This window comes from Bacillus sp. FJAT-42376 (genome assembly GCF_003816055.1).
Lineage (GTDB): Bacteria > Bacillota > Bacilli > Bacillales > Bacillaceae > Metabacillus_B.
Genome location: NZ_CP033906.1, coordinates 1,337,048 through 1,354,142, shown reverse-complemented (window position 1 = coordinate 1,354,142; position 17,095 = coordinate 1,337,048). Strand labels below are relative to the sequence as shown.

At 41.5% G+C, this 17,095-nt stretch carries 20 protein-coding genes and 6 pseudogenes; 11 read left to right on the top strand and 15 right to left on the bottom strand.

All coding sequences use genetic code 11. The features are described from left to right. Positions 1–11: 11 nt before the first annotated feature. From CEF21_RS06925 to CEF21_RS21205, 3 genes are all read right to left on the bottom strand, one after another. Entirely contained in the window at positions 12–449 is a 438-nt protein-coding gene (locus CEF21_RS06925) for a MarR family winged helix-turn-helix transcriptional regulator (protein WP_481747638.1), read from the bottom strand. Between the two features lie 224 nt (positions 450–673). Then, positions 674–1,897, bottom strand: coding sequence for a DUF418 domain-containing protein (locus CEF21_RS06920; RefSeq protein WP_123914474.1), 1,224 nt, complete (start codon positions 1,895–1,897; stop codon positions 674–676). A 283-nt stretch (positions 1,898–2,180) separates the two neighbouring features. Further along, the gene (locus CEF21_RS21205) at positions 2,181–2,768 is read right to left on the bottom strand and encodes a CGNR zinc finger domain-containing protein (protein WP_164462108.1); all 588 of its coding nucleotides are present in this window, start codon (positions 2,766–2,768) and stop codon (positions 2,181–2,183) included. Between the two features lie 163 nt (positions 2,769–2,931). Here CEF21_RS21205 and CEF21_RS06910 point away from each other — a divergent pair, with 163 nt between their 5' ends. The 3 genes and pseudogenes from CEF21_RS06910 (at position 2,932) to CEF21_RS06905 (ending at position 4,503) form a co-directional block, all read left to right on the top strand. Then, positions 2,932–3,789 (top strand): alpha/beta fold hydrolase, encoded by an 858-nt coding sequence (locus CEF21_RS06910; RefSeq protein WP_123914472.1) that lies wholly within the window; start codon positions 2,932–2,934, stop codon positions 3,787–3,789. A 14-nt stretch (positions 3,790–3,803) separates the two neighbouring features. Next, positions 3,804–3,908 (top strand): annotated as a pseudogene (locus CEF21_RS21895) (IS1595 family transposase); the annotation flags it as partial. A gap of 145 nt (positions 3,909–4,053) precedes the next feature. Next, positions 4,054–4,503, top strand: coding sequence for a hypothetical protein (locus CEF21_RS06905; protein WP_123914470.1), 450 nt, complete (start codon positions 4,054–4,056; stop codon positions 4,501–4,503). Between the two features lie 99 nt (positions 4,504–4,602). Here CEF21_RS06905 and CEF21_RS06900 read toward each other — a convergent pair whose 3' ends face one another. Beyond that, a complete protein-coding gene (locus tag CEF21_RS06900; protein WP_123914468.1) occupies positions 4,603–4,875 on the bottom strand; it encodes a hypothetical protein in 273 nt (90 codons plus the stop codon). A 142-nt stretch (positions 4,876–5,017) separates the two neighbouring features. Between CEF21_RS06900 and CEF21_RS06895 the strand changes: the two genes are divergently transcribed. Both CEF21_RS06895 and CEF21_RS06890 read left to right on the top strand, forming a co-directional pair. Then, positions 5,018–5,476 (top strand): GyrI-like domain-containing protein, encoded by a 459-nt coding sequence (locus tag CEF21_RS06895; protein WP_123914466.1) that lies wholly within the window; start codon positions 5,018–5,020, stop codon positions 5,474–5,476. Positions 5,477–5,625: 149 nt separating this feature from the next. Then, positions 5,626–6,042, top strand: a complete 417-nt coding sequence (locus CEF21_RS06890; RefSeq protein ID WP_123914464.1) for a VOC family protein — start codon at positions 5,626–5,628, stop codon at positions 6,040–6,042. A 57-nt stretch (positions 6,043–6,099) separates the two neighbouring features. Here CEF21_RS06890 and CEF21_RS06885 read toward each other — a convergent pair whose 3' ends face one another. From CEF21_RS06885 to CEF21_RS06875, 3 genes and pseudogenes are all read right to left on the bottom strand, one after another. After that, positions 6,100–6,354: a hypothetical protein gene (locus CEF21_RS06885; RefSeq protein WP_123914462.1), complete on the bottom strand. Its 255-nt coding sequence runs from the start codon at positions 6,352–6,354 to the stop codon at positions 6,100–6,102. A gap of 99 nt (positions 6,355–6,453) precedes the next feature. After that, positions 6,454–6,654 (bottom strand): annotated as a pseudogene (locus tag CEF21_RS21560) (DUF4190 domain-containing protein); the annotation flags it as partial. 351 nt (positions 6,655–7,005) lie between these two features. After that, complete coding sequence (locus CEF21_RS06875; RefSeq protein WP_123914460.1) at positions 7,006–7,743, bottom strand: SDR family oxidoreductase; 738 nt, start codon at positions 7,741–7,743, stop codon at positions 7,006–7,008. A 236-nt stretch (positions 7,744–7,979) separates the two neighbouring features. Here CEF21_RS06875 and CEF21_RS06870 point away from each other — a divergent pair, with 236 nt between their 5' ends. After that, entirely contained in the window at positions 7,980–8,348 is a 369-nt protein-coding gene (locus CEF21_RS06870) for a MerR family transcriptional regulator (RefSeq protein WP_123914458.1), read from the top strand. Positions 8,349–8,763: 415 nt separating this feature from the next. Here CEF21_RS06870 and CEF21_RS06865 read toward each other — a convergent pair whose 3' ends face one another. Further along, positions 8,764–9,687, bottom strand: a complete 924-nt coding sequence (locus tag CEF21_RS06865; protein ID WP_123914456.1) for an RNA polymerase sigma factor — start codon at positions 9,685–9,687, stop codon at positions 8,764–8,766. 113 nt (positions 9,688–9,800) lie between these two features. Between CEF21_RS06865 and CEF21_RS06860 the strand changes: the two genes are divergently transcribed. After that, entirely contained in the window at positions 9,801–10,055 is a 255-nt protein-coding gene (locus tag CEF21_RS06860; RefSeq protein WP_123914454.1) for a hypothetical protein, read from the top strand. A 179-nt stretch (positions 10,056–10,234) separates the two neighbouring features. After that, positions 10,235–10,411, top strand: a complete 177-nt coding sequence (locus tag CEF21_RS21200) for a hypothetical protein (protein WP_164462107.1) — start codon at positions 10,235–10,237, stop codon at positions 10,409–10,411. 3 nt (positions 10,412–10,414) lie between these two features. Here CEF21_RS21200 and hepT read toward each other — a convergent pair whose 3' ends face one another. Together hepT and mntA are read right to left on the bottom strand one after the other, a co-directional pair. Continuing rightward, positions 10,415–10,822 carry a type VII toxin-antitoxin system HepT family RNase toxin gene (gene hepT, locus CEF21_RS06855; protein WP_123914452.1) on the bottom strand — a complete coding sequence of 136 codons (408 nt, stop codon included), beginning with the start codon at positions 10,820–10,822 and terminating at the stop codon, positions 10,415–10,417. Beyond that, positions 10,812–11,219 (bottom strand): type VII toxin-antitoxin system MntA family adenylyltransferase antitoxin, encoded by a 408-nt coding sequence (gene mntA, locus CEF21_RS06850; RefSeq protein WP_123914450.1) that lies wholly within the window; start codon positions 11,217–11,219, stop codon positions 10,812–10,814. Before mntA ends, hepT begins: the two co-directional genes overlap by 11 nt. Before the next feature lie 483 nt (positions 11,220–11,702). Here mntA and CEF21_RS21890 point away from each other — a divergent pair. Beyond that, positions 11,703–11,873, top strand: a pseudogene (locus tag CEF21_RS21890) (CGNR zinc finger domain-containing protein); the annotation flags it as partial. Positions 11,874–11,887: 14 nt separating this feature from the next. Further along, entirely contained in the window at positions 11,888–12,403 is a 516-nt protein-coding gene (locus CEF21_RS06840) for a hypothetical protein (protein ID WP_123914446.1), read from the top strand. A 168-nt stretch (positions 12,404–12,571) separates the two neighbouring features. Here CEF21_RS06840 and CEF21_RS06835 read toward each other — a convergent pair whose 3' ends face one another. Then, entirely contained in the window at positions 12,572–13,171 is a 600-nt protein-coding gene (locus CEF21_RS06835; protein ID WP_123914444.1) for a hypothetical protein, read from the bottom strand. 73 nt (positions 13,172–13,244) lie between these two features. On the opposite strand from CEF21_RS06835, the pseudogene CEF21_RS21555 reads away from it, so the two are divergent. Further along, positions 13,245–13,448: pseudogene (locus tag CEF21_RS21555) on the top strand (GNAT family N-acetyltransferase); the annotation flags it as partial. A gap of 162 nt (positions 13,449–13,610) precedes the next feature. Here the strand turns inward: CEF21_RS21555 and CEF21_RS21885 are convergent. From CEF21_RS21885 to CEF21_RS06815, 4 genes and pseudogenes are all read right to left on the bottom strand, one after another. Further along, on the bottom strand, positions 13,611–14,624 hold the full coding sequence (locus CEF21_RS21885; protein WP_481747660.1) for a methyl-accepting chemotaxis protein: 1,014 nt from the start codon (positions 14,622–14,624) through the stop codon (positions 13,611–13,613). Next, positions 14,616–14,825: pseudogene (locus CEF21_RS21880) on the bottom strand (HAMP domain-containing protein); the annotation flags it as partial. The pseudogene CEF21_RS21880 and the gene CEF21_RS21885, both read right to left, overlap by 9 nt. Before the next feature lie 719 nt (positions 14,826–15,544). After that, positions 15,545–16,699 (bottom strand): annotated as a pseudogene (locus tag CEF21_RS06820) (MFS transporter). Positions 16,700–16,724: 25 nt separating this feature from the next. Continuing rightward, positions 16,725–17,090, bottom strand: coding sequence for a cyclophilin-like fold protein (locus CEF21_RS06815; RefSeq protein WP_206427800.1), 366 nt, complete (start codon positions 17,088–17,090; stop codon positions 16,725–16,727). Between the last annotated feature and the right edge of the window lie 5 nt (positions 17,091–17,095).

Below are 17,095 nucleotides of genomic sequence, written 5' to 3'. Positions count from 1 at the left end.
GGTAAAAATAACTAATCTTCTGCTCTTTCTTTTACTTTGTTGAGCATCTCAACGAGTTTTGCTGCCTCATCATTCTGCAAGGAACCGAGCATGTAGCTTGTTAATGCCTGATGCTTCGGCATGATCATCTCCATTTGCTTTTTGCCAAGCTCCGTTAAATCCAGGTGAATAGCCCTGCGGTCATCCGGACAGGCGCTGCGGTAAATCAGTCCTCTGTTTTCAAGTTTATCGATCGTATAGGTCATGGAACCGCTTGATACCAGGATGCTTTCACCCACTTGGTGAATCGTCTGTTTTCCGTTCAGAAACAGGACTTCCAAGATGGAGAATTCGGTGTGATTCAGATTTTCTGAAGCCGCTGCCCTTCGCATCCGTTCATGAACCGCTTTCGCTGTTTGCATCAAAGCAAGATAAGGCGTTTTTTTGCACGCTTCATCCAAATTGGTCACCTCCTGGTTTTTGTTTTAAGTAAAGTGTTTTGAATTTAAATATCTTGAAGTTGAGATAATTATAACCCTTTAATTGTATTGGAGTCAATGGAATTTCATAAAAAACCGCATAATAGTGAAAGTTTGTTCAGAATCACTGCAGTAATCGAGGAAAACAACTCTTTATACATGCTCTCCACCTAAAAAAGCCGCTCTGTCTGCGGCTTTTTTAAGTATCTATACAATTATCGAATAGACTGGATTTTCATATACGTAATGCAGCGCCAAATCCACTCCAGCGGACCGAATTTAAAGGTGCTGAGCCAAAATCTGCTTCCAATCATTAAAATCATATAAATTCCCAATGCCATTAAAATCGTACCGGACAGGGAGACTTGCCCTCTTAGGCCTAATCCGTAATCGTTGAAAATAAAGGAACATAGAACGGACTGAAGAATATAGTTTGTCAGCGCCATGCGGCCGGGATAGCTAAGCCAGCGAAACAGAAAGTCCCAGTTCTTTTTTCTGGATAGTAAAATAAAGATAGCTGCGTAGCTGATCGATAGAATAGGCCCCGTAAGTGTCTGATTAAGCAGGAGGACGACAATAGCAGTCACTGGCTGCAGTGTATTGAACAGGATTACAACGGCAAGGTTTAGCAGCAGGCCAATCGCCATTCCCTGTCTGCTCAAGCCTTTTAATAATGGGAGATACTCTTCAAGCTTCACAAATATTCGTTTTTTCCCTGCATACAATCCTAGCAGAAACATCGCCAGAACGGTTGAGAACCGTGAGATTAATAAAGGAAGGACTTCAATATACAAGTTTATTCTTTCGATGATCGAATCCGTATAGGACAGCGGTTCTTCATTCCCGCCCTCCAGCATCCTGAAAGCACGGATCAGCTCTTGATCCGCTTCCTTTAGTTGCCCCCCGTATTCAGAAGTGTGGCGCAGCACTTCAATTCCTGCTGCAGATCCTATCACAATTAAAATGGGAACGATCAATAGCCCCGCTATCCAGATAAGCAGTGTCTTCTCGCTGCATTTTTTGAAAAGCAGCAAAGCAAAGCCCACTGCAGTATAGATAACAAGGATATCCCCTTCCCAAAACAGGGCGATATGCAGGACACCAAACAGAAAAAGGGCGGCGAGCCGTCTTGAGAACCTTGGTACAATATTGATTCCCTGCTCCTTTGCCCTCAAAAGCTGAATCGAAAATCCTACGCCAAACAAAAACGAAAAGAGCGTGAAAAATTTAGATTCAACAAATAATAAGAGAAATTGATTCACCATTTCATCGATGAAATTTGCTTTACTGTCTAAGGAGGGCGGACCACCGGCTGCTGCTATGGAGGTAATATTGATAAGAAAGATTCCAAGCAAAGCAAAACCTCTCAAACTGTCAATAACCGTAATGCGCTTCTTTTGCGGGAGCGGATTGTCCGCTTGCCCCCTTCTCCTGCTCATTCTAAATCGCCTCCGTTCTCTTACTGATAAAAGATCCAGTCTTTAGCCTATTTATATGTACATGAGAGTGATGAATATTCAGTATGACGGGCTGCTGGCCCAGAGACAAAAAGGCGTCTTCTTAAGACGCCTAAAGGGTTACTTACCAAAAAGCCGGCTCCAAATCCCCTTTTTAGGAGACTCGGGCATCTCATCTTCTGAGGTGTCTTCTTCCCAATTCGTTAACTGGCTTAAACCTTTACCCATGGTTTTATTTAACCAAAGGGGTGTCTTTTTAAAATACTTATTGCTTTTTCTTTTTCCTTGCATAAAATTCGGCTGCTTTTTGGCGATTTCCGCATAATTCCATACTACACCAGCGCCTTTTTCCTGATTTTGAAGTATCGACAAAATAGAGCTGACATTCCTGGTGTTCGCATTTCCTAACCCGATGTGCAGGAGTTGAATTTAGTGTTTGAATAATTGATTGAATGATAAAATATTGCACGTGTTCTCTGGTCGTTAATCCTTCATAGACCAATGTTAATTTGTCAAACTCTGAATCAATAGATAGGCTTACCTTAATTTGTTTGGTAAGCCTTTTTAGTTGCTCTGTGAGATTTAGAGAAAGTTTTCCTTGTTTTTCTAAATCACCTAAAATCATTTTGCTCAGGTCACGAAGTGATTTGAGGTCCTCTGTTAGAGAATTAAGGATTTCTCCATTTTTTAAAGCCAGAAAATCTGACTTCCGTAATAGGCGATTATCTTCAAGCCATTGAAGAGTTTTGGATGGATCGATAAGGATATCAATGTTTTGGTTTTCGGAGATATACTGCGTATTCACCAGGTTTATCCATGCTGTTCCACCTAATAAAAATAGTGATTTGTTCAATCTGTTTCACCTCCATTTAATTATAACCTTTAAAAAATACGTTTACAAGTTAGGTGTTGGGTAGTAACATAGAGTTGCGTAACCGTTAAAATTTATTTTTAGAGGTTATACTAAATCAGGTTTTTTGGAAGTGATAATAAAAATTTAAAGGAGATGTAAAAAATTGAAAATTAGTTACCATAAACAAAAAGTCGGGGATGTTGAAGTTTTCTATCGTGAAGCTGGTCCTAAGAACGGTCAAGTAATTTTATTATTACACGGATTCCCATCTTCAAGTCATATGTTCCGGGACCTCATTCCTAAGCTGGCAGAACAATATCGTGTCATTGCCCCTGATATTCCTGGGTTCGGCCAGACAATAACTCCACAGCGCAGTCAATTTACATTCACATTTGAAAATCTGTTTAAAGTAGTTGAAGGTTTTACTGAAGAATTAGCTCTAAAGCATTATATACTTTATGTGTTTGATTACGGTGCACCTGTTGGCTATCGTTTGGCAGTGGCTCACCCGGAAAGAGTTCAAGCCATTATTAGTCAGAATGGCAACGCTTATATGGAGGGATTTAGTGACGCATGGGGGCCATGGGAGAATTATTGGTACTCTCCAACACCTGAGAACCGTGAAGCCTGCCGAGATTCCTTGACCCCCGAAACCATTAAAAATTTTCAGTATCTACATGGAACTGAAGCCAGTCTGGTTTCACCAGACGGGTATTCCTTGGACATTGCTTACATGTCTCGCCCAGAAGCTGAAGAAATCCAACTGGACTTAATTCTTGATTATCGATCAAATGTTGAACGTTATCCTGACTTTCAGGCTTATTTTCGTAAGTTTCAACCTAAACTTTTAGCCGTATGGGGTAAAAATGATCCTGCCTTTCTTCCTGCTGGAGCCGAGGCTTATAAGCGCGACATTCCATCTGCAGATGTTCATTTACTTGATACTGGACATTTTGCACTTGAAACACATGCTACAGAGATCAGTGAGCTAATTCATGAATTTCTAAAAAAAGTAAAGTAGACTAAAATGATTCCTTTAAATCAGATGGGAAGGACCGAGTCAAAGGACTGTACCATATTCAACTGCCACAGCCGCTTAAAAGGCGAATGGACCGTATGAATAACGCGGAAACAAAGTACCCCGACTCCTGGATTTAATCAGATTCTGTAATGATCTACAACGGTAAGCAAAATGGTGATTGATAGCTGCTCGTTCCCGACTGATGTGCTTATGATAGCCTTAGATTATCAAGATATTTCCGCTAATTAAGGGAGTGGATGGTTTTTGCAGGATATTACAATTGAAGTGGATGCAAATACATTAGAAAACAGAACGAACATCACTGGAAATATATATTTTATGATTGATTATTATAGGTACTTTCCAGAACATGATTGGTCGGATTTTGTAGTGATAATCTTGTCTTGGTGGATTAAATCTTACAAAGGGATTATGGTATCTGAAGTCGGAAGAACCTATGAGTTTGATTTTATGGACGGTACACCTACTGTCTTTGCCAAAAAGATTAACGAAAGCCAAGTTGAAATTTTGTTTTGTGAGGACGGCTTACAAAAAGTTGATTTTTCAGGTGTGTTTGGCATTCAACAATTAAGAGACTCTTTGCTTTCCGCCTCTAAAAAGATAATCAGGGGAATCAACAGAAAACAGTGGTCAAGTAAGGAAATTGATGAGTTAATACATTTGACGATTTCCTTAGAGAAATACCCAATATAATAGTTTTGAAGGGGCCGCGGCAGTCCCTTCAAATGTTAAAATCAACCATAATCATTAACAGAGCCTAAGCGAAACCACAAATCCATAGGTCGGTCCCCTCTACCGTAATTGAACAATCAGTTCCAATACCCAAGTCAAAAACAATAAAATGGGGATCAGGACAATGATTCCTGCATCCTTTTCTTTTTGTGTGCCGGCATTTTTAAAACGGTCATAAATTGCAAACCCGCAAAAAGCCATTAACAGGACAAGAAGAATCACCTTTCCAGTTTTACTGACAGGGGACCAGTAATACATAACCATAAGCAAAGCGAAACAAATAATCATGACCCGGCGCAACACTTCTGCATCCCTCCCCGTTTTCAATAGCAATCTGCTTTTCACCTTTACCCTTTTTTATCCATTTTCAATTCATCCTGCTGCATCTGTCATAAGCAAGCAAAATAGGACAGGACCCCCCTTCCTTTTTGAGGTATATTTAGGTAAAAGACGATTAAAGCAGGAGAGAATTCAAATGAACTACGAAAAGAGAAAAAAGAGCGCCTTCGTCCTGGCAGGCTTTAGTGCGGCTGGGAAATGGGATGGGGAGATGGTCTATCCGATCCCGGGTCTATGGGAAAAAGCAGAGGAAATGATTGAGAGTAAAGGAGCAAAACGCATTACCGGGGTATGCCTTCCTCCCCGCAGCGACCATTATTTTTACACGTGCGGGCTGGAGATGGCCGAAGTGGATTTTCATGCAGTCCAGGGAATGACCGTCCATACTTTCCCGGAACAGGATTATCTCGTGTTTATCCATAAAGGGTCTGCAGACAGAATTCCGGGTACATACGCAGAGATTTGGAAAACGTTTGATGACGAGGGATACAAGTTAAAAAAAGGTGCACCGGAAATAGAAGTGGTTGAGTCCTGTATGTTCGGAAAAGAAACAGACGCTGAGTATGAAATGGAGATTTGGATTCCGGTTGAATAAGGATCTTGGAACCTTAGTGAAAAATGGCTGTCCAATTAATCATGCTAAAAATGGGCAGCCGATAGAAATTAGTCACAGGCCATTACAAATGGACGATATCATCTATATAAAATAGAAAATGAGAATAGAAGATTAGAGGGGGAAATCCTTTGTCGCTGGGACTTCATCATATTGAGCTTTACGTTTCCGATTTAAATAAATCAATCGAATTTTGGGGCTGGCTATTAGAAAAACTCGGATATGAGCCCTATCAAAAATGGGAGAAAGGGCGAAGCTGGAAGGGAAACGAAGCCTATATAGTCTTCGTTCAGGCAGAAGAAAGATTTTTGGATATTCCCTATCATAGATGCCGGGTTGGGTTAAATCATTTAGCATTCCACGCACGTTCCCGCCATCAAGTGGATGAAATTACGAATGAATTAAAGGAAAAAGGAATACCCATCCTTTATCCTGACAAGCATCCCTTTGCGGGAGGGAACGAACATTACGCCGTTTTTTTCGAAGACCCCGATCGAATGAAAGTTGAAGTGGTGGCTCCTATAGAAAAGGTAAGATACCCTTCTTAAATTGTGATATGGACAACACCATTGATCAAGCTTCAATTCTCTTCTTATTACCGTGAATCATTGGCTGAACGTTAACCAATGATTCACAGCAAACAGCATACTAACAATATAAACGAGCGCTATAAACAGGACAAACTCCATCAGCTGTCTCATCACGATTGCTTTCGAATCTCTATTCAAGTAAACCACATGTCCATAGAGCACGATTCCCATCAAATAAAACCATCCAACATGCGGCATGAAAATGTTAAGCACACCCGGAATCAGAAAAATGGAGATTCTCACAGATGTGGAACCTCTTTTAATCTTCATTGATTCTTCCACAACATGCACCCCGCTTTTATTAAAGAATGAGAAACTGCCAGAACATTTATGATCCGTTTCATACAACCTGCCGCTTCTAAATTTTTCTCATGCAAAAATACTAAGCAACGGATAAAGTTGAACTACCATTCCAATCAACCCGCAAATGAAACCGGCAATGGCCAGACCTCTTCCCTCTTCATTTGACTGCTCTATACGCTTTAAGGCTTTTCTTGAAAAGACAGCTGCCGCGATACCGAGAATAATCCCCAGGAGCGGAACGATAATAGACAGAATCCCAAATGTTAAAGAGACGACTGATTAATGGTTTGTTCGATTCTTTTCGGACATTTGTGTCCCCCAATACCGTATTCTCCATTCAAAAAGCCTGCTCCATCAATTTTACCATAAATATACATATTAACAATTCAACTTTTTATCCGTCCTTTGTTTATTCCATCAATCCCACTCTTAAACGTTGGTCTTTCCAATTAGATTCCTGATCTGCCCAGTTATATTAAGGCTTGTACAAAATTCGAATTAACAGTGCTTTTCTCAGTGTAAGATAAGCCCGAACTATATGAGATAGCCTCAGGTTTTCAAAAGCAGGCTCTTATCTTTTTATTGAGTTAGGTTTTATAATCCCAAATTGATTAAACTCTAATTTTGTGCCGTAGGACGAATAATAACCTCATTCACATCAACATCGGATGGCTGCTCAATGGCAAATGCAATAGCGTTGGCAATGGCATCTGGCGAAATCGCCATCTTGTCTCTTGCGCTGATTATCTGTGCCTTAGCTTCCATATCTGTTATTGAGTCGGCAAAGTTCGTGTCTACAAAGCCCGGTGAAATGATTGTTACGCGAAGTTTATCACCGGCTTCTTGGCGCAAACCCTCAGTAATAGCACGCACAGCGGATTTTGTGCCAGCATATACGGATTGTTTAGGCGTAACTTTAAGTCCTGCAGTCGAAGCGAGATTAACGAAATGTCCTGAGCCCTGTTTGCGGAAAATGGGCAGTGCTGCAGCGATACCGTACAAAACACCTTTGACGTTTACGTCAATCATTTGCTCCCAATCCTCTACGCGTAGGTCATCCAGGAGAGAAATTGGCCCAATTCCAGCATTATTTATGATTACATCAACTTTCCCATAGGAATTCACAGCATGTTTTACCAAATTCTCAACATCGCTGCGGTTTGTCACATCTGTTACTTGATAACTCGCTGAACCACCGTTGGAGGTGATAAAAGCGACCAATTCTTCAAGGTTCTGTTTCCTTCGTGCACCAACAACAATGTGAGCACCTCGTTCCGCCAACAACGTTGCGGTTGCTTTTCCCATACCACTGCTTCCACCAGTAATAACAATGACCTTGTCTTTAATATTTGACACAAAACATCCTCCTTCTGTTTTCCCATAAGAACCTCTTGCTTTACAGGATAATCTGGATTATTTTAAATCTCTCCATCAACTTTACACATTCAGTATAGTTGGTTATTCTAACTACAAGTCAATAAGTAATTTTTTTCTAGAACATATCACTATTAAAATAAGGATATTGAAGTTTTCTCACCTTTTTGATACACGCCTAAAGTTATTGTTACTATAACCTAAAGGGGATAATCATAATGTCATATTCTATGAAATACGTAATGGAGAATTTAAATGTAACAGCCAATACACTCAGATATTATGAAAAGGAAGGGTTATTAAAAAATATATCTCGTAATTCTGGGGGGAATAGAGTATATAACGATGAAAATATTGGGGTATTAGATTTCATTCGCGCTCTAAGATTGACAGGGATGCCGATTTCCGAAATTAAAAAGTATCTTGAGTTAACTGAGTTAGGGGATGATACCATCTCACAGAGAAAGGAAATGATCCTCCAACACAAAACAAGGGTTCAAAAAAAAATTAATGAGAATCTAAAATATTTGGAAGTCATAAGTTATAAAGCAGCTATGTATGATCTTAAAGAAAGAGAACTTAAATAAAAGAATTATAGGTAGTTAATGATCTCGATTGCAGTCTTCGGTTATCGCGCTTTAAAGAAATAACTAAGGGCTAATTTCTTATATTTGATTTTCCTTAACAGTGTAATTCACAGTTTTAGCAGACAATTAAGCAGTAAAAATAGCACGAAAAAAGCCTGTACCCATATGTGCACAAGCACCCATTAGGTTTAAAATTCGAAGGAAGAATATACCTTCAAAAACTAACTAAAAATGGACTTCATAATTAAGGCTAATTAACAGTTTGAATACGAAAAATGCAGCCCTGCACATTCGGGCTGCATTTTTTTAAAGGCTATTAAAGCATGTTGCTGATTTTTAAGATTGGAGCGGAAATCAACAACTAAGTTTAACAGAGCTTTTTATAAAAAGACTTTATGCTACCAGAAGATCTACTTTAGCTCCAGTCAACAGGCGGTTTGACTAACTGCGCCTCTAACCCAAGCTCTTTGGCGGCTGCCAAAACGAATTCTTTTCTGAAGAAATAGCTTTTGTGGCTGACTATTTTCCCGTTTTCAACTTCCTGCATTTGAATATCATGGATTTCACGGCCCTTCGCTAAGACAAGGATAACCGGCTTTCCCCAAAGCATGAATTCCTCTGCAGAGTACCCGGGCAGTCCAAACTTCAGGGAACCTTTCAGCATTTCTTCTCTCGAGAATTCCTGGAAACCAAAGAAGGCTTCGTTTTGTGCCTGCTCACTGAAGAATCCTACAAGACTTTCCACATCCCCGTCATTAAACGCTCGCAAATAGGCTTGAATCGTTTCATTAGACGGCTGTGAGTGAACGTCCTTTTTGGAATTTGCAAGATCGAAAGAAGCGATTTTCCTTCTCGCTCGCTGTACGGCGGCATACACACCACCAGGCGTGCTTTTGACGATTCCGGCTGTTTCTTCTGCGCTGAATTGAAAAATATCCAGCAGCAAAAAGGCCGCTGTTTGCTTAGGCGTCAGTATGGCTGCCACGGATGTAAGAACCTCTTCTAATACTAGACGATCTGAAAAATGGACTGCTGGCTCATGCCCCTCATCCAATGTTCCAATTTCCCGGTTTCGCTTCCGGCACTGATCCAGCCACGTATTCGCTGCCACTCGAAATAAGTAGTTTTTCTTGTCCGTAATCTCACTCCACCGGCCCGGCAGCAATCCAAAGGACTTGATCATTGTCTCCTGATAAAGGTCTTCCCCGTCCCAAGGCGATCCGGTTACATATCGGCAAAAATCCCATAAATCCGAGGAATATTCTGCTACAATTTCATTAAATTCATCTTTTACTTTTCGGGTTTCCTTTATAAAATCCTGATGAATGGTTTTTTCCATTGTATTCCCCTCCTGTTCCCTTCATAAATAAAACGTTTATGTATAAGAAAATTATACGGGGAAACTGGAAAAATTTCAGAAAGAGTTCATTTTAAAATAGAAAGGGAGAAAAGATGAAGATCGCGATTGGCTTTTTCCGACAGCATTTATACAGCTGTGAGCCCAGTGAAGGAGGATACTTTCCTTTTGCAATAGAAGGTGAAAGCTCACATGTTTTTTCGATAAATGAATTTTATTACAGCAATCAGGAAAAAAGCTGGATTCCAGACTGGATGGAATCTCTTGCTGCCTTCCCTCTATACGTCTGCACCCAAATTCCCTCTTACTTAATTGAAGATCTTGAAAGCATTGCCGGCAGGAACATTTAGAGCATCGGTATCTTTTAAAAGAGCGCTCTTCTTCCTTTATCATCACGATAATCAAGAACCGCAGCCAATTCGAAAAATTTCTGCCCTTCTGCCTAAATCTCGCCAGCTGCAATGATTTGGTTCTTTGGTCAACAAACCACGATGTCCTTCGTATCGAGAAAAGGAAGTGGAAAGGCAGTTTGCTCAGTGAAAACACGGTTGTCGTTGAAACGGAAAAAGATTCAAGCGTCTTTTGGATGGATTATGATGGAAACGGACTCGTGGCGATATCAAATGATCCTCGGTTTTCAAGCAAAGAGGAAATCAGCCGGACGCTGCCGAAAGACATCCATGCTGATTTTTTTGAGTATGAATGAAGGTTATGGACTTAGGAGGATTTGCTTTGTATAATCTGTAAAATCATCTAGGTGGTTTATAATAATTTGCTGAAGGATATCAAGATTGATGGTCTGGTAATCATGCACAGCAATATTTCGAAAGCCAACCATTGCTTTCATCCTGGAAGCGGTTTGAGATTCAATAATAGAATGGTCAAGAAGCATATCAAATGATTCCCTGCTGGACTGGGGCAGCCCCAATTTCCTTTCAGCCACAATGTGCATGGCCAAATCAATGCATGCTTCTATGGCACGCTGAATATTCAGAATAATGGAATCCTGCTTCGTGAAATCCTTTAGATTATCAGGCTGGTTCTCATACACCGTTAAAACACGCTTTTGACATCGCTCAATTACACTGATTTTATTTAAGATCACGTCACTTGTCATAAATCGTCCCGCTCTCATTTACTTTTAGTATGATATCTTTTCGTTCTTCGTTTAATTTGACATACATACGAAGAGACAGCATCTCGCATCTTTTGCGGAGACTTTCATCTTTAGAATAAATCACTTTGCCTGTCGTGTAGATTTGCGCCTGAAATACAGTCGATGCTGTCCTGAGATTGACGAGATCCACTTCCAATTTCAGCATATCCGCCAGTTCCTGTGCCATCATGAAAAGGTCGTAAGAGGAAAACTCTCTCTCCTCACTATAAAAGGCGATGTCCAAATCGCTATCCTTATGAACGGATCCCTTCGCAAACGAACCAAAAATAATGATAAAAGCAGGATCAATTTCTTTCCTCAAAAACTCTTCAATCTGACGCACTGTCTGCTCTTCCATGGATATCACCCCAAACCTTAATTAGGGGTATTATACCAAATTGTTTTTCATTTTGCTTTGATGTATCAGCTTTTCACTTGAAAGTCCGGTATCTATAAAAGTGGAGTAAAGTTTTTTTGCAGGTTTATTCGCAGACACAACAGTTAAATGAATCTGCTCAACCTCTAAATCTTTCGCCTTTGAATGGCTTCTGACGGAGCCATCCGCACTCAGCAGGATCTCATTGATTTTTTTCACCAGCAGCCTTTGCTAAAAGATCTGCAAGGGAATGTAGAAGAGTTTAAAGCATTTCGTGAGGATGTTCGCAAAAGCATCGAGACGCAGGAAATAGATGTGCTCTCCCCCTGGATGCATGCCCATCCTGTATACACGCTTTTCGTGAAGGAAGAAGGGGCTGTGAAGATTATTTTCAAGCCAGAAGATGAAGACAAGTTCGTAGGTATTTTTCTTGCGATCATCGCGGAAGTGGTATCGAAAGGACAGTGGAACCGATTGAAATCCTGCCCTGACTGCCGATACGTCTTCTATGATCACTCGAAAAACGGCAGTAAAAAATGGTGCAGCATGTATGCGGGGGGCTCAAATGGCCGCGCTTGCGGGACGATTGATAAAGTGAAGAGGTATCGAAGCCGGAATCAAATATCAACTAAATAGCAAGAGGTGCATAGATGAAAAACGAAATTGAATCAGGCTTAAACCCACTCATAGGACTTGAATTACAGGAAGCAGGCAGGGCGTCAAATTTGTTTTGGCTCGGGACCGGCCCATTGGCAACAGTCCAAACAAAAAGAGGCTCCGAAATTGGAGCTGAATATTCCCTGCATATACAATGTTCATGGCGCTTATCCGCCGGCAAGAAAATCATCGCAGGGTCCAGAGATTTTTATTCTCCCTCCTCACAGTGGAACGGGGAAATGGATGACTTTGACTGGGATGAATACGGAAACAATCGATTCGATGAGCGTATTCAGTTATTCAATGGCAGGAAGCGAAAACTGATTGTAGAAAAGATTGTGGCTGATGACCTTGGAGGATGCATACTATCCTTCTCAGACGGGGTCGCTTTGGAAGTGTTTCCTGATTCCTCTGACGAAGACCCCGACACTGAATACTGGAGATTATTTAACTGGAAAGAAAAAAGCCCTCATTTTGTGGTAAATGGGCTGGGGATTGATGTTGAGTAGGTTTGTGCAATTATTTTGGATTTCAGGGAAATTATTTTAGATTTTGTGCAATTATTTCGGATTTTAGGGAAATTATTTTGGATTTTGTGCAATTATTTCAGTTTTTACGCAATTCCTTAGGATGCTGTGATTTCCGACTGTACCCTTGCTTACTTTTTTTGCCCGGTTTCACTTAAACTCGCTTCTAAGCAAGTAAATTACATCATAGGATTTCAATTCATCCATATGGCGCTCTGGATGTTCATAGAAATCAGTGGAGAGGGACCTGACATCTTCCTGTTCCTTCGAGTAGCAAATGCTGGCTAGCACCATCCTGCCCTTAATAGGAATGCTATCATTTGGATTGGTTTCCTCTACAATGGCTTTTCCTTGGTCAACAGCAGGTTCGGAACCCTTACCCGTGAAAGTGGTGCCGTCACTATGTATGGCGGTTGAAAAGAGAGACTGGCTTGTACCTTCAATGGCATTAGATACGGTAAAGATCAACGTCCCGTTGTTTTTAACCTCAGTGGATATTCGGTTGATTTTTCCTGTAAGCTTTCCTGCAACGTATTTTTCCACCCATACATCTGCTTGTTTATAGGTTCCTCCAGCATTGAAATCAAATACGAAAGCATGGTCTGCTGCAGATGAAAGGATGGTTTTCTCTCTTTCCGTTAAGTCAGCTGCAGATATATTTCCGGGTTTGGCGCTCTGCTGAGAAGAATTACAACCCATTAAGGAAACGATAAGAAGCATTACAATTGATACAACTGAAACTCTTTTCATCTCGCACTTCCTATTCTTTTTTGGTCATGTATTTACAATTATTTCATAAAAAAATAAATTTTCAAACTTTTTTGTTTGCGAAACAGAAACGATAATTGTTGGATATATGGCTGTAATCGGCAGCGTGTTAAAACGAAATCGGCAATCGACCAATATCGTGCTTGGTGTCCTTGAAGACTACCAGGGACAAGGCATTGCAACTAATTTGTTCAATCAGGCGTTTACATGGGCAAAGGATGCCGGGATTTCCAGATTAGGCCTTACGGTGATCAAATGAAATGATAAGGCCGTCCAGCTGTACAGGAAAAATGGGTTTGTTATAGAAGGCGAAAGGTTCCATTCGCTGAAAATCAGCGGGGTATTTGTTAATGAATACTACCTTTATAAATGCTTATGAAAAATGGAAAAGCACCTCTAAAAAGGCGCTTTTCTGCTGGGTTTATATCGCTTCCGCCAGTTCTTGATTTTCTGCATCTTCCTCCGGCTCTCTGGCCTCTTCTGTCTCTTCCAGCTTAAACCTGAGAACGGATTCCTTCAGGCTTCCTGAGAGGGTTTCCAGGAGAATAGCAGATTGGGAGATGACTTCGATTGAATTCAGCTGTTCCTCCGAAGAAAGGTGGGATTGGTGAAGCTGCTGTACGCTGTGCTCCATCACCTCAGTCGCCTTTTCCAATGAGTGCATAATGCTTCTGCCAACAGTCTCAGCCTGCAGCACCTCTGTTCTTACGGCCTCGCCTTTTGCAAATGTTTCCTGTATGGATTGGACGATATTGGAAAGCGCCGTTTTCGCATCATTTGTATAAAAAAGTCCATCCGCAATTTTTTTCTTGTTCACATTCATGCTTTCTACGGCTTTCCCTGTTTCAGTCTGAATGCTGTGGACCATGTGCGAGATTTCGGCAGCCGAGTTTTTGCTTTCTTCCGCAAGCTTTCTCACTTCATCTGCAACGACCGCAAACCCTTTGCCATGTTCCCCGGCCCGCGCTGCCTCTATGGCAGCGTTCAGAGCAAGGAGATTGGTTTGCTCCGATATCGTTGTAATCATCCGTACAATATGATCAATCTGTTCAGAGTGCCGGCCAAGCTCCTGAATGATGGACGTGGTTTCTTCCACCGACAAATGAATGCCCTCCATTTGAACAGCGAGATTCTGCACTGCAGCCGACCCGTTCTCAGCCTGCATGGCGGCTTCATTTGTCGCACTGATCATGCTGTCTGAGTTGGCAGCGATATGATGAATGCCTTTCGTTACCGAATGGATGGAATCTGATATGCTATGAAACGACTTCTGCTGTCTTCCGAATCCCCCCATCGTCTCCTGGGCAATCCGGGCCGTAAATTCGGCAGCACGGCTTCCCTGCTCTGTGCTTGCCGCAAGCTCGACTGACTGAGCCGCTACCTGGCTTGATGTCCCGCTCACCTGTGAGACAGTTTCTCTTAGATCGGCCACCATTTTATGAAGGGAACGGAGCATATCACCGATTTCGTCTTTTCTTGTACTTTCTTCAGTATGAACAGCCAAATTTCCATTTGCGACCTGATCAAGCACCATTGATACCCGTCTGACCGGCATGGAAATGCTTCGGATGATTTTGTACGCGACGACAAGCACAGCCGATATGGCCAGCACACTGAAAAAGAGGCTGATCAGCATAATCTGGTTTTTCAGACTGCCGGCGGAGTTCAGCGAGTCGGCATTGATTCTTTTGATCATGTCCAATTCTTTATTCTTAGAGGCACGGTAGTTTTCCATTAGCTTTTTTTCTGAGAGATTCATTTGCGCTGTTACGACATCAAAGTTTCGGACAAGCTCAATTTGTTCGTCATAGAAAATCTTCATCTCTTTCAGCTGCTTTTGCTGAATTTCAATTTGCTTTTTAATTTCAGGGTATTTGCTTCCATAGGTGGCAGCTTTGCTTAAATCCTTTTCAGCCTGCTTATAATCCTTTGTGTAGGCGGAAAGGGAGCTCTCATTTTGAGTCATGATAAATTGCATGACTGCTGTTTCAAGGCCTACGAGGCTTTTTTCCGGAGCGTTGACCGCCTCAATAAGCGGAATGGCTTCATGTACAATTTCATCTGCTTTGCCATAAAGGACGTTTAAAGCATAGACGTTCACCCCTGCAACAAGCAGCAAAAATACCAGCACCAATCCATAGCTAAAGGTTAATTTCTTCCATAGCATGTCTGTCACCACTCCGTGTTCTATTAGAATGTATTTATAATACTTTTTTATCATTTAAATATGAACACAGAGTGAATAAATTGTAAATTTTAATCTTTATTACCTGATTTTATTAAAATAATTAGTTCAAAGGTCTTATATAATTAAAAACCAAGCCTCGCAATATCGAGGTTTGATTCTCATAATCGTTATTTCTTATTTAATGAGGCAACTCTCCATAATATAAATGCCAGACAGAGGACCAATGATAAGAACCCTGTCAACACCACATACTGTGTGCCGAGTCCGCTAATAAACTATCCTCCCGCAGCTGTCCCCATCGTTGTTCCGATATTTACAGATGACAAAAATAAACCATTCGCAAAATCAGGCGCTTCGGGAGCCGCCGAAGTAATCCAGTACTGATTTATGGCAGCACCTATGCCGGCCATTATTCCCCAGAATAAAGTAACAATAGCGGCCGGTATAAGAAACGGCCCAAAAAAGAACAACCCGGCATATACCATTCCTAGTGCAATCGGAAACGACACGACCAATTTTCGGGAATCATTCGAGAGCAGCCTGCCTGCCAGAACATTTCCGATCATATTGGCTACCCCAAACAGCACCAAAATGAGGCCGATGATTTTCCCGGGAGTATGGGTCACGGTTTTAAGGTATTCAGCAAAATAACTATAAACCCCAAATATAGCTGAGTTCAAAAATAGGACAGCGGCGATGGACAGCCAGACGATCGGTTTTCTCAAAACAGAAACCTGTTCTCCATAGGTCAGCCGTTCTTTAACGGGCAGTGATGGGAAAAAGACAAAGGTCGCAATCAAGACGATCACATTGACCAAAGCGAAAAACAACATCGCGATATGGTAGGAGGCGGAACTGGCCAAAAAGCTTGCGATGGGCACTCCAAGGACCATCCCTCCTGATACCCCGATAAAAACCTTCGAAACCGCTTTATGGGATTCTTCCTTTTTTACTGAATCAGCAGCAATCGTAAAAGCGGCTGAAAAGTAAATCGGATGAAAGATGGCCGGGATAATGCGGGCCGCTATAGCCACAGCAAAGTTAGATGTAAAGGCGGCAATCGTGTTGGCCAGAACGAAAATACTAAGCACAGCCAGCATAGCCGTCTTCCGATTGATTCCAGAAAACAGCAATGGCATGACCGGGCCTGATATCGCAACCGTTAACGCAAAGAGACTAACGAGCAGCCCTGCCTTGGATACACTGATTCCAAAATGATCAGCGGCGAAAGGCAAAAGGCCGATTACGCCCATTTCGGTATTGATGATCCCAAAGGCTCCGAGCATTAAAATAGATAAAAGCCATTTATTCCGGTTAAACAAAAAAAGCACTCCAATCTAAAGCAGGTTAATTCATTTTCTCAAGTCTTACGATTGTTTCATCTTGCATGTTTTTAATATGTTCTCCGCCCTCTTCCATTTTCCCAAGCAGAATCAATCCAGGTGAAAAATCATAATCTCCGTAAAATAGAGCAAGATTGCCCCATGGAGAAAAATACGCCAAATCCCCTGCGGACGGTTTACTGCCTGCCGGAGCATCCTTTACGGTTAAGGGCTCCTCCAGCACACTGATTTTCTCGTTATTTGCATAATCTTTAAAGGGCAGGCTTAATGGAAGACGCTCTATAAAATCCCTGCTGGTAGGATGATCGTACATCTTCACAATAACCGTGTGGCCGTTAAACTCCAATTTAATTCTGGTGTCCTGCATCATTCTCT